Source organism: Streptomyces sp. NPDC005281 (genome assembly GCF_040607495.1).
Taxonomy (GTDB): domain Bacteria; phylum Actinomycetota; class Actinomycetes; order Streptomycetales; family Streptomycetaceae; genus Streptomyces.
On sequence record NZ_JBEXGX010000034.1, the window covers coordinates 44,329 to 57,876 of the forward strand.

The following is a 13,548-nucleotide window of genomic DNA, read 5'->3' on the forward strand; positions in this document are numbered from 1 at the left end:
GCTCTCGCCTCCCCCGAGGGGGCCCGGCCAGGGATTGTCGGACAGGCCCTAGAACACCACCAGCGCCCGGCCTCCCTTGCCCGCGAGCATGTTGTCGAAGGCCGCCGGGATGCCGTCCAGGGCGATGCGGTCGGTGACCAGGCTCCCGAGGTCGAGGCGGCCCGCGCGGACGTGTTCCGCTAGCACCGGGAGATCGCGGGCCGGGTCGGAGTTGCCGTAGACGCAGCCCGCGAGGGTCCGGCCCCAGTGGAAGATCTCCAGGGCGTTGAACGTGACCTGCTGGTCCTTGCCGCCGATGCCGACGACGGTGGTGCGGCCGCCGCGCCGGGTCGACTCCCAGGCCGTACGGATGGTGACGGCGCGGCCGACGCACTCGACGGCTACGTCGACGCCCTGCCTGCCGGTGAGGGCGCGGATGTCGCGGGCGGTGGTGTCGGAGGCGATGACGTAGTCGGTGGCCCCGGCCTCGCGGGCGAGCGCCTCCTTCCCGGGCGAGACGTCGATCGCGACGATCTTCGACGCGCCCGCGATCCGGGCGGCTTGCAGGGCTGCGAGCCCGACCCCGCCGACCCCGAACACGGCGACCGTCTCGCCGGGCAGCACCTTGGCGGAGTGGTGGACGGCGCCGTATCCGGTCAGGACGGCGCAGCCGAGCAGGGCGGCCTCGGTGAGCGGGATGCCGTCCGGGGCGGGCAGGACGCAGGAGACCGGAACCACTGTCTCCTCCGCGAACGCGGCGACGTTCAGGCCGGGGTGCAGATCGCTCCCGTCGGAGGCGCGACGGGCGTACACGGTTCCCGCGCCGGTCAGCGCGTCGGCACACAGCCACACCTCGCCCAGCGAGCAGGCGTGGCATCTCCCGCAGGAGGGGGCCCAGTTGAGAACGACCCGGTCGCCGGGCGCGACCTGGCCGACGCCCTCGCCGACGGCGACGACGGTGCCGGCGCCCTCGTGGCCGAGCACGGCGGGCACCGGCACCCGCATGGTGCCGTTGGACAGGGACAGGTCGGAGTGGCAGACCCCGGCGGCGGCGAGTCTCACCCGGACCTGGCCCGGTCCCGGGTCGGGGAGTTCGATCCCGGTGATCTCCAGCGGGGCACCCACGGCGGGCAGAACGGCGGCGCGAACCACGTGAACGCTCCTAGAACTGGAGGGACTTGGTCTGGAGGTACTCGGACAGGCCATGGGCGCCGAGTTCGCGCCCCACGCCCGACTGCTTGTAACCCCCGAAGGGGGCCAGGGGGTTGAAGCGTCCCCCGTTGATGTCGACCTGGCCGGTGTCGAGTTGCCGTGCGAAGGCGACCGCCTCGGACTCCTCGCCGGCCCACACCGCGCCCGCGAGCCCGTACACGGTGCCGTTGGCGATCCGCAGGGCGTCCTCCTCGTCCTCGTAGCGCAGGATGGACAGGACCGGGCCGAAGATCTCCTCCTGGGCGATCGTCATCCCCTCGGTGACGTCGGCGAAGACGGTGGGAGCGACGAAGTAGCCCTGTTCGCGCGGGGATTCGGGGCCGCCCGCGACGAGCCGCGCGCCCTCGGCGACGCCCTTCTCGATGTAACCGCGCACCCGGTCACGCTGCGTGGCGTTGACGACGGGGCCGATGCGGTCCGCGTACTTCGCGGCGGCGGCCGCGGCCAGTTCGACGGCCTCGTCGTAGCGGTCGGCGGGGACCAGCATGCGGGTCCAGGCGCTGCACGTCTGGCCGGAGTTGGACATCACGTTGGCGACGCCGACGTTCACGGCCTTGGCGAGGTCGGCGCTCGGCAGGATGACGTTGGCGGACTTGCCGCCGAGTTCGAGGGCCACGCGCTTGACGGCGGCGCCCGCGGTCGCGCCGATCCGCCGGCCGACGGCCGTGGAGCCGGTGAAGGAGACGAGGTCGACGTCGGGGTGCTCGGCGAGCGCCTGGCCCGCGACCGGGCCGAGGCCGGTGACCAGGTTGAAGACACCGGCGGGGACACCCGCCTCGGCCACGGCCTCGGCGAACAGCTGGGCGGTGAGCGGGGTGTCCTCGGCGGGCTTCAGCACCACGGTGCAGCCCGCGGCGAGCGCGGGGGCGACCTTGGCGACGATCTGGTGGAGCGGGTAGTTCCAGGGCGTGATCGCGCCGACGACGCCGACGGGCTCCTGGTAGACGGTCGAGTTGCCGACCTTCTCCTCGAAGGCGTACGTCGCCGCCAGCTCGGCGTAGGAGCCGGCGACCAGCACCGGGACGCCCGCGTGCACCGCCCGGGAGAACGTGAGCGGCGCTCCGAGCTCGGCGGTGACGGTCTCGGCGATCTCGTCCTTGCGGGCGGCCAGGACGTCCCGCAGGGCGGCGAGGCGGGCGGCCCGTTCGGCGGGCGCGGTCGCGGCCCAGCCGGGGAACGCGGCGCGGGCGGCGCGCACGGCGGCGTCGACGTCCAGGGCCGTGCCCGCCGGGACGTGGCCGATCACCTGCTCGTCCACCGGGTTCACGACCTCGATCGTGTCCCGTCCGGCGGCAGGGCGCCATGCCCCGTCGATGTACATGCCGTCATGTGCCTTCATCGTGTTCCTCCCGGGCGGGGCAGCGTCGTCCGGGACCTAAACTAGCGATGATAGTTTTGCGGCGCCAGGGTGACCTGCCGCACGGCGGGTCCCGTCACCCCGCGACCGTCCGCTCCGGGCGTGCCCGGGAACGTCACTCGTCCAGGTCGGGCAGCCGGTCCGGTGCCGGGCAGATCCGTTCGCCGCTCCGGTCGAAGACGAACAGGTGGGCGAGGTCCACGAGGAGCGGGATCTGCATGCCGTGACGGAGTTCGAGGTCGGGTGTGGTGCGCACGACGAGATCGCCGGGCAGCCGTCCCTCGGGCGGCGTCTGTCCGTCGTGATCGGCCTCGCCGTCCGCGGGATGGTCCAGGACGACGACGGGCCCGGCCCGCAGCGCCCCGGCGTGGCCCCGCAGCCGGTCGAGGACGGTGCCCTCACGGCGCCGCCGGCGTGTCGCACGGGACGGGCGCGGGGACTCCAGGTCGGGCACGAAGGCGGGCCGCGAGCCGGTGTCGAAGTGGACGAGGACCTCGTGCCCCTGGAACTCCACGTGCTCGACCAGACCGGTGATCGCCACCTCGCCGGGCCGCGCCTCGGACGCCCTGGCGAGCCGTATGGCCTCGGAGCGCAGTCCGACGATGACCTCGCGGCCCTGCTGCACCCGGAGCAACTGGTGGTCCAGGCAAAGGGGTTCGGGCAGACGCAGGTACTGCTTGCCGAGACTGATCGTCATGGCGCCGTCGAGCGGGGCCCGGACGACTCCGCGCAGCAGGTTGATCCTCGGGGTGCCGATGAAGGCGGCGACGAAGACGTTCGCCGGCAGCCCGTAGACCGTGCGGGGCGTGCCCAGTTGCTGGAGGACTCCGCCGCGCATCACGGCGACCCGGTCGCCGAGCGACATGGCCTCGGCCTGGTCGTGGGTGACGTAGACCGTGGTGGCGCCCAGGTCCCTGGTGAGCTTGGAGATCTCGGCCCGCAGATGGTTGCGGAGCTTGGCGTCGAGGTTGGACAGCGGCTCGTCCATCAGGAACGCGGAGGGGTGGCGCGCTATCGCCCGGCCCATCGCGACGCGCTGGCGCTCGCCGCCGGAGAGCTGGTTGGGGAAGCGGTCGAGGAGGTCCTGGATGCCGAGCATCCGGGCGGTGGCGTCGACCCGGGCCCGGGGGTCCGCGCCCGGCGACTCGATGCGCAGCGGGAAGCCGATGTTGTCGCGGCTGGTCATGCTCGGATAGAGGGCGAAGTTCTGGAACACCATCGCCATGTTCCGGTCGGAGGGCGGCAGATCGTTGGAGTACTCCCCGTCGAGGTGCACCTCGCCCTCGGAGACCTCCTCGAGTCCCGCGATCATCCTCAGCACGGTCGACTTGCCGCAGCCCGAGGGGCCGAGCAGCACGAGGAACTCGCCGGGCCGGATGTCCAGCGAGAACCGTTCCACCACACGGGGCCCGCGGGCGTACGACTTGCTGACGTGGTGCAGGGAGATGGCGCGTGTCATGACAGGTGCCCCCGGGGGCGTGCAAGGCGCTGGTGCTCCGCGGCCGGTCGTCCCGTACGGGTCGTACGGGACCTTGAGTCACGGAAGCTAACGGACCGCGCACGTCCGGGGGAAGACACATGGCGGTATCGGACGCGCGGGTTCGGTACGGGCGGAAACGGACGATCGGATACCGCTCCGGCCGGGGCCGGGCAGCGCGGGCGCCCGCCCGAACCCCGGTCCGCCTCGCCGCGGTTCGGCTCAGCGGGCGCCGGCCCGGCCGCGGATCTCCGTGAGACGGGCGAAGGCGATGACGTTCGCCGCGTACCCGGTGGCGCGGTCGTAGGCGCCGCCACAGGTGATCAGCCGCAGTTCGGGGCGCCCCCGGTCGCCGTACACCTCCTGGTCGGGGAACTGGGACTTCGCGTACGTGCGTACGGCGTAGACCGTGTAGACGGCGGTCCGTCCGTCCACGCGCCGGGCCTCGACGCGCGCGCCGGCCCGGATCCGTTCGAGCGGGGCGAAGACGGCGGGGCCCGTCCGGGTGTCGCGATGGCCGACGGCGAGGGCCGTGCCGCGTTCGCCCGGCGTGGGCCCGTCGGTGTACCAGCCGACGGGTTTCGGGTCGTCGACGGGCGGCGCGGTGAGCCGTCGCCCGCGGTCCAGGCGGAGACCGATGACCGGCGCGTCGACGCCGAGGGAGGGAATGCGCAGGGAGGCGGCCCGGGAGCGCGGCAGCGGGGCGGGCGGGGGTGTGTGTCCGGCTGGCCGGCCCGCGGCCGGGGACGGGTGCCGCCGGCCGTGCGCGGCGCCGCCGGGGCGGGCGTCCGCCGCGTGCCCGGCGCCCGCCTCCCCGGCCGGGGCCCGGGAGGCGGCGCCGTTCTCGGGTACGGCGCCGGACGCCACGGTGGCGGCGGGCTCACCGTCCCCCGCCCACCAGACGCCGCCCACCACCAGCGCGACGGTGACCCCGAGGGTCCTCGTCAGGCGGTAGGCGCGCGTCCGGTACCAGGGCCTCCGTCGCCTACGCGGCGCCATTGCTGCGTCGGCGCAGCCGCAGGAACACGACTCCCCCGGCCACTACGAGACCCGCGGCCGCCGCACCGGCCACCGGCGAGAAGTTCTGCTCGTGGGCGAGACCGCCGCCACCCGCCGGGGGTCCTCCGTTGGGGCCGCCCCGCTGTCCGCCGGGACCGCCCTGCTGCCCGCCCGGGCCACCTTGCTGTCCGCCCTGACCGGCCTGCTGTCCGCCGGGGCCGCCGCCGGGAGCACCCGAGCGACTCGGGCCGGGTCCACCGCCCGGACCGCTCTGCCGGCTGGGCGTCCCGCTGGGTCCGCCGGTCCTGGTCGGCGACGGGGTCGGAGCGCCGACGGGGCAGTCGACCTTGAAGACCTTGCTCTTGGCCGCGCCGTTCACGCCCTGGAAGTTCCAGGTCAGCTTGTACTGGCCGTCGGGCAGCGTGAAGATGCGGGTCCCGGCCCGCCCGGTGTCGGACGTGGACAGCGTGCCCGCGAGGACGGGGGTGCGCGTGGTGGGGGGCTGGGTCGCGATCGACCAGGTGATCTGCTGCCCGGCGTCGAAGTTGAAGCCGTCGAGGTAGAAGCGGCACACCTTCGGATCGTCCCGCGTGTTTGCGAACGGGGTGTTCGCGTCGTGGACCTTGACGTCGCCGTTGTCACCGGGGGCGGCGACGGCGGCCGGGGCCCCGAGGAGAGCGGTGCCCGCGACCGCGAGGGCGGCGAGGGCGCCGGCGCCGCGACGTGGCACGGTGTGGGACGAGGTGGACATGCGGGATTCCTCCGAGTCAGATGATTTTCATACAAATTTCAGGTCATCTGACTAGTTCTCACAGAAGATCCGCGAAGGGGCGCAACTACGCCCGTACCCCCGTCAGGTATCGCCCTTCCGGCGCAACGACACCCCGGGCCCCGGCGGCTCATGGTCGTCCGCGGCGGCCCGGGGCTCCAGGTCGATCGATCCGGGACCGCTCAGGGGCAGGCCGCCAGTTCCACGGGGACCCCGTTGAGGACCGCCGTCCCGGACAGCGGGTCGAGCAGCGAGCCGTCCAGGAGCTGGTTGACGTTGACCCCGGGGTCAAGGGCGGCGTGGCTCATCCGGGTGCCGGGGCGGTCGTGCCCCCAGCCGTGCGGGAGGCTCACCACTCCGCGCCGTACGGTGTCGGTGATCTCCGCCGGGGCGGTCACCTCCCCGCCGGCGCCCCTGACGCGCACGGGCGCCCCGTCGGCGAGCCCCAGCCGGGCCGCGTCGTCGGGGTGGATGTGCAGGGTGCAGCGGTTGGAACCGCCGGTGAGCGCGGGGACGTTGTGCATCCAGCTGTTGTTGGAGCGCAGATGCCGGCGGCCCACCAGGACGACGGCCGCCGGGCGTTCGAGCAGGGCGTCCCGCAGACGCGGCAGATCGCCGGCGATCGGTCCGGGAAGCAGCTCGATCTTCCCACTGCGCGTCTTCAGCCGCCGCGGCAGGCAGGAGGAGAGCGGTCCGAGGTCGATGCCGTGCGGGTCGGCCAGCAGCCTGTCCAGGGTCAGACCGTCGGGGTGCGCGCCGAAGCCGTCGCCGTACGGGCCGAGGCGCAGCATCAGGTCGAGCCGGCGCTCGGGGCCGTTCTCGCCGGTGAGGGCGGCGGCGAGTTCACGCGGGTCGCGTCCGTGCACAGGCGAGGCGGTGTCCTCGACCGCCTTGCCGAGGGTGCCCTCGATGACCATGGTGTCCACGGCCGACGGGTCGGCGCCGTGCATGCCGGTCGCGGCGAGGACGAGCCGGGCGAGGATCTCGGTCTCCGCCATCCGGCCCTCCTCCAGGGGGACGGCGGGACGGTTGTAGCGGACCTGGTTGCGGACGGCGAGGGTGTTGAACGCGAAGTCGTGGTGCGCGCTGCGCGAGGGCGGGGGCGGCGGCAGCACGACATGGGCGTGGCGCGAGGTCTCGTTCAGGTAGGGGTCGACGCTGACCATGAACTCCAGCGATTCGAGCGCCTTGTCGAGGCGGAGACCGTCGGGCGAGGAGAGGACGGGGTTGGCGGCGACGACGATGACGGCACGGACCGGGCTGCCGTCCTCGGTCGGGGTGTCGATCTCCTCCGCCAGTGCGGCCAGCGGCAGTTCGCCCTTGGCCTCCGGGTGCCGGCTCACCCTGCTGTGCCAGCGGCCGAGGGCGAAGCCGCGGCCGGGGCCCGCCGGGCGGGGGCTCCGGTCGGTGGCGGCCGTCGGGAAGAGGGCGCCGCCGGGGCGGTCGAGGTTGCCGGTGAGGATGTTGAGGACGTCCACCAGCCAACTGGCCAGGGTGCCGTGCGGGACGGTGCAGCTGCCGATGCGGCCGTAGACGGCGGCGGTGGGCGCGGCGGCCAGCTCGCGGGCCAGCTCCCTGATGGTCCCGGCGTCCACGTCGCAGGCGGCGCTCGCCGCCTCGGGAGTGAAGTCCCGCAGCGCGTCCGGGAGTTCGTCGACGCCCTGGACGTGCGGGGCGAGCGCGCCGAGGTCGACGAGCTTCTCCTCGAACAGGACGTACGCCATCGCCGCGAGGAGCATGGCGTCGGTGCCGGGGCGGATGGCCACATGGCGGTCGGCGAGCTTGGCGGTGCGGGTCCGGCGCGGGTCGATGACGGTGAGCGTGCCGCCGCGGGCCCGCAGCGCCCGGAGCTTGCCGGGGAAGTCGGGGGCGGTGCACAGACTCCCGTTGGACTCCAGCGGGTTGGCGCCGATGAGCAGCAGGTGGTCGGTGTGGTCCAGGTCCGGCACGGGGATCGCGTTGGCGTCGCCGAACAGCAGGCCGCTGGAGACGTGCTTGGGCATCTGGTCGAGCGTGGAGGCGGTGAAGACGCTGTGCGTGCGCAGGGCGCCGAGCAGGACGGTCGGATAGAGGGCGCCGGCCATGGTGTGCACGTTCGGGTTGCCGAGGACGACTCCGACGGCGTGCGGGCCGTGCCGCTCGACGACCGGGCGCAGTCCGGCGGCCACCGCGTCGAAGGCCTCCTCCCAGGTGGCCTCGCGCAGTTCGCCGTTCTCACGGACGAGAGGGGTGCTCAGCCGGTCGGGGTCGCCGTCGGCGGCGCCGAAGGAGGCGCCCTTCGGGCAGATGAAGCCCTTGCTGAACACGTCGTCGCGGTCACCGCGGGCGCCGGTCACCCGGGTGCCCTCGATGGTCAGCGTCAGCCCGCAGGTGGCCTCGCACAGGGGGCAGACGCGCAGCGCGGTTCGGGAGTCGGGGGTGGTACCGGAGGTACGGGACACGGGTCCTCCCGGAGGGCGGTGGCCTGGGTGGCACACGGACGCGAGCGAGCATACCGACCGGTACGCACGGTGGGGAGGGTCCGTCGGGGGTCAGGTCGCAATTCCGCGCGGCGGCGGCTGCCGCATCCCGCGGGCGACGCGCCATTCACCCTCGCCGCCCCAGGCAGCGGACAGGCGCGTCCGGCGGGGATTCGGCCGGAATTCGGCAGGGAGACCGGCCTTGGGCGCCCCGGAGCCCGACCGGTCAGTCGAGGACCCTGGCGAGATACGCCCGCAGCAGCTCGCGCGTCTCCTCGATGATCCGTTCGTCCCCCGCGGGATCGACCCGGAAGGCGAGGTGGACCAGGGTGTCGGCGCTCTCCACGGCGACCAGGAAACAGCGGCGCAGATCGTCGTCGGGTTCACGGTCGAGATAGCCGGAGAGCAGGTCGGTGAGCCGGTCGGCGACCCGGGTGTTGGGCTCGGCGTAACGGGCGCCGACGGGTATCTGGTTGCCGAAGTCGACGAGGGAGAAGCCCGGCGCGGTGCGCTTCATGGCGAGGTACTCGTCGAGCACCGCGTCCATCGCGGCCCGCCAGCCCGCCCCGTCCGTCTCGAGCAGGCTCCGGGCGACGCGCTCCGTGTAGAGCTCCAGGTTGCGCTGGGCGAGCGCGTCGGCCATCGCCCGCTTGTTGCCGAAGAAGCGGTAGACGGAGCCGATGGGCACACCGGCACGCTGGGCCACGGCCCGTGTGCTCAGCCCGTCGTAGCCCACCTCGTCCAGGAGGTCGGCACAGGCGTCGAGGATTCGGGTCAGGCGTTCTGCGCTACGCCGCTGTACGGGCGCTCTGCGGAGCGAGGTCGCATGGGGCACGTTCTTCATGATGCCTTTCCGCCGGGGTCCGGTGAACCTCGCCCATGAGTACGCGGCTCCGTGCCATGACCACTCATTTCCGGCGGGGCATCGACCTTCCGGCGGGGCATCGACGCAGCGCGGCCACTCGACGCGCGTCGGGCAGGTGCCGCCCGGCGCGGCCCGTGAGGTCGCGGGCGTCAGTCCTGCGCCGACGTGGCCACCACGGCCGCCGCGGCGGGGGCCGCCGCCTCGGGTTTCGGCGATTCCGAGCCCGGCGCCGGGGCGGAACCCGAGGCCGTGATGTCGGCCGTGCTCTCGACGGGCTTGCCGTGGACGGCCCACACGGTGCCGTCGTCCGCGTACAGCCGCGCGGTGATGTGATGGGTGCCGCGCGGCACCAGGTATCCGGCCAGGCGGTACTCGGCGGTACGCAGCCGGGCGACGGCGCGGCCGTCGACGTAGAGCCGGGCGAAGCCATGTCCGGCGACCGGCGCGGTTCGTGAACCCGCGGGCGAGAAGCGGAAGTTGCGGACGGCCAGCCGCACGTCCCAGGTGTCGGCGGAGTCCGGCTGGATCTCGATCGCGACCTCGGGTGCCCCCTTCCTGCCCACCTCGCGGTAGAGCCGTCCCTCCTCGTCCGTCCTGTCGAGCAACGTGCCCACGGGCGAGGCGGAGACCGTGGTCCCCCGCTCGTGCGCATCACCGGCGCCGCAGCCCGCGGCTCCGCCGAGCAGGGCGCAGACCGCGAGCGCGGTGAGCAGTCCACACGTCCACCGCATGTCCGGGAGCGTAGAACAAGGCCCCTTACGGCCGGATCCCCCTGGAGTGGGGTTCTTGGACCGCGTGTACGCCCTGAAGTACTAGTCCCCTGGCAAATCCGGCCAACCCTCGCGCCACCCCGGCCGGCCTCTTGCGCGGGGCGGGCCGGAATCCTACGGTGATACATAGGAATCAGGCGCGAGGGAGCGATCATGAGCGGGGATGCGAGGAAGACGGCCGAGGGGCCGGCCTACCTCTCCGGATTCGGCAACGAACACAGCTCGGAGGCGGTCCCGGGGGCCCTGCCGCACGGCCGCAACGCGCCGCAGCGCGCACCGCTCGGCCTGTACGCGGAGCAGCTGAGCGGCTCGGCGTTCACCGAGCCGAGGGCGTCCAACCGTCGTTCGTGGCTGTACCGGATCCGGCCGTCGGCCGCGCACCCCGCGTTCACCCGCGCCGACAACGGCAACCTGCGCTCGGCGCCGTTCACGGAGACGGTGCCCGACCCGAACCGGCTGCGTTGGAACCCGCTTCCGGAGCCCCCCGCCGGGACCGACTTCCTCGCGGGCCTGTGGACCCTCGGCGGCAACGGCGACGCCGGTCAGCGCACCGGGATCGCGGTGCACCTCTACCACGCCAACGCCTCGATGGAGCGGGTGTTCAGCGACGCCGACGGCGAGCTGCTCATCGTCCCGGAGCGCGGCGGCCTGCTGCTGCGCACCGAGCTCGGGCTGCTGCACGTGGAGCCGGGGCAGGTGGCGCTGATCCCCCGGGGGGTCCGCTTCCGGGTGGAGCTGCTGGACCCCGCGCCGGAGGACGGCCGGGGCGGCGGCGCCCGGGGTTATGTGTGCGAGAACTACGGGGCACCCTTCCAGCTGCCCGACCTCGGCCCCATAGGCGCCAACGGCCTCGCCAACGCCCGTGACTTCCTCGCCCCGGTCGCCGCGTACGAGGACGTCGAGGGCCCGGTCGAGGTGGTGAACAAGTTCTGCGGCAACCTCTGGACGGCGACGTACGACCACTCGCCGCTGGACGTCGTCGCCTGGCACGGCAACCATGTGCCGTACGTCTACGACCTGCGCCGCTTCAATGTGATCGGCTCGATCAGCTACGACCACCCGGACCCCTCGATCTTCACGGTGCTCACCTCGCCGTCGGACACCCCGGGGCTGGCCGGTGTCGACTTCGTCGTGTTCGCGCCGCGCTGGCTGGTCGGCGAGGACACGTTCCGGCCGCCGTACTTCCACCGGAACGTGATGAGCGAGTACATGGGGCTCATCGAGGGCGCGTACGACGCGAAGGCGGAGGGCTTCGTGCCGGGCGGCGGCTCGCTGCACAACATGATGTCGGCGCACGGACCCGACCAGGAGACGTTCGAGCGCGCCAGCGCCGCCGAACTGAAGCCGCAGAAGATCGACGACGGCCTCGCCTTCATGTTCGAGACGCGCTGGCCGGTGGCCGCGACGGCCCAGGCGGCGCGGGCGGAACACCTCCAGCGCGGCTACGACGACGTGTGGAAGGGGCTCGGGCGGCACTTCCGTCCCGCCGGCTGAGCAGCACCGGCCGTTGCCTTCCACGCCCGCGACCGGTACGGATACCCTCGTGACCTCCTTCGCTCCCGATTCGATCGTCCTGAACCGCAAGCTGCCGCTGTGGTATCAGGTGTCGCAGTCCCTGCGTGCCTCCATACTCGGCCGCACTCCCCAGGATCCCCTCAGGCTGCCCACCGAGGAGCAGCTCGCGGGGCACTACGGGGTGAGCGTGCTGACCATGCGGCAGGCGCTCAAGGAGCTGGAGACCGAGGGGCTCATCACCCGGCACCGCCGTCGGGGCACGTTCATCGAGCCGAGCGCCCGGCGGGGCACGCCCGTGCGGCTGCTCGGCTCGGTGGACGCGATCGTGGCCCAGCAGTCGGGCATGACGACCGTGCTGCTGGACCAGGGGAAAGCACCCGTTTCCGGTGAACTGGTGGAATTCTTCCCGGATGTGGAGGAGGTGGCGACGTACCACCGGCTGCGCAGCGACGAGGCGACGGGCGAACCGACGAACCACGCGCGCAACTACCTGCGGCCCGAGCTGGCCGACCGCATCGACCGGGAGGATCTGATCCGCTGGCCGATGACCAAGGTGCTGCGTGACGTGCTCGGGGTCGGCATCAGCCGGATCACCGACACGGTGGAGGCCACGCTCGCGGACCCGGAGACGGCGCGTCTGCTCCAGGTGCCGCTGCTCAGCCCGATCCTGCGCTACACGGGCGTCATCCACGGCCAGGACGGGCAGGCACTGGACGTGGCGGTCATCCACTACCGGGGCGACCGCTTCTCGTTCACGGTCACCCTCGACGCCCACTGACGATGGCGTACGGGGACGGCGAGCGGCGCCCGCGTCGTACGATGCCGAGCGTGACGCCCGACGCCGCTCCGCTGCTCGCGGACCTCATGCCGTGGTCCGTCGCACCGCCGAGGCTGGGCCGGAGGTGGCCGGCGGCCCCCGACGCGGCCTCCCTGAAGGCCCGCTGGGACGCCCTCGTACGGGCCGAAGGAGCTGACCGCGAGACGCTGTTCGGGCCGACGCGGGCGCGCACCACGCACTCCGCCGTCGCCCAGCTGCCGGGCCAGTCCAGCGGGACGGGCCGGCTCTGGCGGGCGTCGGACCCCTGTCCGCCGCCGGTCCGGGTGCTGAGCGCGCCCTTCGACGAGCAGTGGCTGATTCCCGACCACAGGCTGATCGACTCGGCCCGCCCCGAGCTGTGGCGGGTGGCGGGCGAGGAGCAGGTGTTCGCGGTCGAGCAGACCCCGGTGCCCGAGACGTCCGGACCGGCCCTGCTGGCCGCGTCCGTGCTGCCGCTGAGCGCCGGGCGCGGCGGGCGGGTGCGTCCGCTCTACCGGCGTCCCGGCGGCCGTGAACCGAACCTGGCCCCGGGCCTGTTGGAGTACCTCGGCTCGCGCCTCGGCCGCCCGCCCACCCCCGTCGATGTCCTCGCCTGGACGATGGCGGCCGCGCGGCACGGCCGGGACGGCTGCGTGGTCCCGCTCACCGCCGACCCCGAAGTGTGGTCGTACGGCGTCGAGTTGGGCCGGCGCGTGCTGCGGCTGATGCGACACGACGGCGAGCGGCCCAAACTCCCCGGCGGCCGGCGCCCGTACGTGCGCGCGCCGCTGTCATCGCCGCCCCAGGGGCCCCGTACGGCCACGGGCACCCTGATCACCGGCCCCTACTACGACCGCGAGGAGGAGTGCCTGCACCTCGGTGAGGGCAGGATCTCGCCCGTACCGCCCGAGGCCTGGGACTTCGAGGTCGGCGGCGTCCGCGTGCTGGAGCAGTGGGTCGCGGCGAGGACCGCGGCGGGAGAGCCGGGCACGCTGGAGGCGATCGGCCCCGCGGGCTGGCCGCAGGTGTGGACGTCCGAACTCCTCGAACTCATCACGGTGCTCGCGCTCCTCGCCGAACTCCGGCCCCAGCAGGACGCGTTGGAGCCACGGGCGCCGATCACCCGGACGGAGCTGCGCACGGCCGGAGTGCTCCCGGTCCCGGACGCGGCTCGCCGCCCGGCCTCGGTGCTCGACCACCACGAAGAGGGACCCGAGGGCCAGTTCGCGCTGATCTAAGGGCCCCGCCCGCCGAGAGTGACGGACGCTGGTTCAGGGGCCACCCACCGCGTCCGGCCGGCTGGTCAAGGGCCCGCCGGCCGACGACAAGCGCCTGGTACAAGGACTGCCC

At 73.4% G+C, this 13,548-nt stretch carries 11 protein-coding genes; 3 read left to right on the forward strand and 8 right to left on the reverse strand.

Annotated elements, in window-relative coordinates; all coding sequences use genetic code 11:
• Nucleotides 1-48: 48 nt before the first annotated feature.
• The 8 genes from ABZV42_RS34675 to ABZV42_RS34710 form a co-directional block, all read right to left on the reverse strand.
• On the reverse strand, nt 49-1,185 hold the full coding sequence (locus tag ABZV42_RS34675; RefSeq protein ID WP_356055438.1) for a Zn-dependent alcohol dehydrogenase: 1,137 nt from the start codon (nt 1,183-1,185) through the stop codon (nt 49-51).
• Entirely contained in the window at nt 1,142-2,530 is a 1,389-nt protein-coding gene (locus ABZV42_RS34680) for an aldehyde dehydrogenase family protein (protein ID WP_355982405.1), read from the reverse strand. Before ABZV42_RS34680 ends, ABZV42_RS34675 begins: the two co-directional genes overlap by 44 nt.
• Nucleotides 2,531-2,663: 133 nt before the next feature.
• Nucleotides 2,664-4,007, reverse strand: a complete 1,344-nt coding sequence (locus ABZV42_RS34685) for an ABC transporter ATP-binding protein (RefSeq protein ID WP_355982403.1) — start codon at nt 4,005-4,007, stop codon at nt 2,664-2,666.
• A gap of 240 nt (nt 4,008-4,247) precedes the next feature.
• Nucleotides 4,248-5,024: a class F sortase gene (locus ABZV42_RS34690; protein ID WP_355982401.1), complete on the reverse strand. Its 777-nt coding sequence runs from the start codon at nt 5,022-5,024 to the stop codon at nt 4,248-4,250.
• The gene (locus ABZV42_RS34695; protein ID WP_355982400.1) at nt 5,011-5,775 is read right to left on the reverse strand and encodes a hypothetical protein; all 765 of its coding nucleotides are present in this window, start codon (nt 5,773-5,775) and stop codon (nt 5,011-5,013) included. Before ABZV42_RS34695 ends, ABZV42_RS34690 begins: the two co-directional genes overlap by 14 nt.
• 200 nt (nt 5,776-5,975) lie before the next feature.
• Nucleotides 5,976-8,234, reverse strand: coding sequence for a molybdopterin oxidoreductase family protein (locus ABZV42_RS34700; protein ID WP_355982398.1), 2,259 nt, complete (start codon nt 8,232-8,234; stop codon nt 5,976-5,978).
• Nucleotides 8,235-8,478: 244 nt separating this feature from the next.
• The gene (locus ABZV42_RS34705) at nt 8,479-9,096 is read right to left on the reverse strand and encodes a TetR/AcrR family transcriptional regulator (protein ID WP_356055440.1); all 618 of its coding nucleotides are present in this window, start codon (nt 9,094-9,096) and stop codon (nt 8,479-8,481) included.
• Between the two features lie 170 nt (nt 9,097-9,266).
• Complete coding sequence (locus tag ABZV42_RS34710; RefSeq protein WP_355982394.1) at nt 9,267-9,848, reverse strand: hypothetical protein; 582 nt, start codon at nt 9,846-9,848, stop codon at nt 9,267-9,269.
• Between the two features lie 192 nt (nt 9,849-10,040).
• On the opposite strand from ABZV42_RS34710, the gene hmgA reads away from it, so the two are divergent.
• From hmgA to ABZV42_RS34725, 3 genes are read left to right on the forward strand one after another with little or no spacing between them, the layout of a single operon-like run.
• Nucleotides 10,041-11,381, forward strand: coding sequence for a homogentisate 1,2-dioxygenase (hmgA, locus tag ABZV42_RS34715; RefSeq protein ID WP_355982392.1), 1,341 nt, complete (start codon nt 10,041-10,043; stop codon nt 11,379-11,381).
• A 49-nt stretch (nt 11,382-11,430) separates the two neighbouring features.
• Nucleotides 11,431-12,180, forward strand: coding sequence for a GntR family transcriptional regulator (locus tag ABZV42_RS34720; RefSeq protein ID WP_355982390.1), 750 nt, complete (start codon nt 11,431-11,433; stop codon nt 12,178-12,180).
• 41 nt (nt 12,181-12,221) lie between these two features.
• Complete coding sequence (locus ABZV42_RS34725) at nt 12,222-13,436, forward strand: type ISP restriction/modification enzyme (RefSeq protein ID WP_356055442.1); 1,215 nt, start codon at nt 12,222-12,224, stop codon at nt 13,434-13,436.
• Nucleotides 13,437-13,548 lie beyond the last annotated feature (112 nt).

What these genes read in the sequence shown, in the direction of transcription:
- ABZV42_RS34690 (WP_355982401.1), bottom strand. Translation starts at nt 5,024, where the DNA reads ATGGCGCCGCGTAGGCGACGGAGGCCCTGGTACCGGACGCGCGCCTAC.
- ABZV42_RS34705 (WP_356055440.1), bottom strand. Translation starts at nt 9,096, where the DNA reads ATGAAGAACGTGCCCCATGCGACCTCGCTCCGCAGAGCGCCCGTACAG.
- ABZV42_RS34695 (WP_355982400.1), bottom strand. Translation starts at nt 5,775, where the DNA reads ATGTCCACCTCGTCCCACACCGTGCCACGTCGCGGCGCCGGCGCCCTC.
- ABZV42_RS34675 (WP_356055438.1), bottom strand. Translation starts at nt 1,185, where the DNA reads ATGGCCTGTCCGAGTACCTCCAGACCAAGTCCCTCCAGTTCTAGGAGC.
- ABZV42_RS34685 (WP_355982403.1), bottom strand. Translation starts at nt 4,007, where the DNA reads ATGACACGCGCCATCTCCCTGCACCACGTCAGCAAGTCGTACGCCCGC.
- ABZV42_RS34710 (WP_355982394.1), bottom strand. Translation starts at nt 9,848, where the DNA reads ATGCGGTGGACGTGTGGACTGCTCACCGCGCTCGCGGTCTGCGCCCTG.
- ABZV42_RS34680 (WP_355982405.1), bottom strand. Translation starts at nt 2,530, where the DNA reads ATGAAGGCACATGACGGCATGTACATCGACGGGGCATGGCGCCCTGCC.
- ABZV42_RS34725 (WP_356055442.1), top strand. Translation starts at nt 12,222, where the DNA reads ATGCCGAGCGTGACGCCCGACGCCGCTCCGCTGCTCGCGGACCTCATG.
- hmgA (WP_355982392.1), top strand. Translation starts at nt 10,041, where the DNA reads ATGAGCGGGGATGCGAGGAAGACGGCCGAGGGGCCGGCCTACCTCTCC.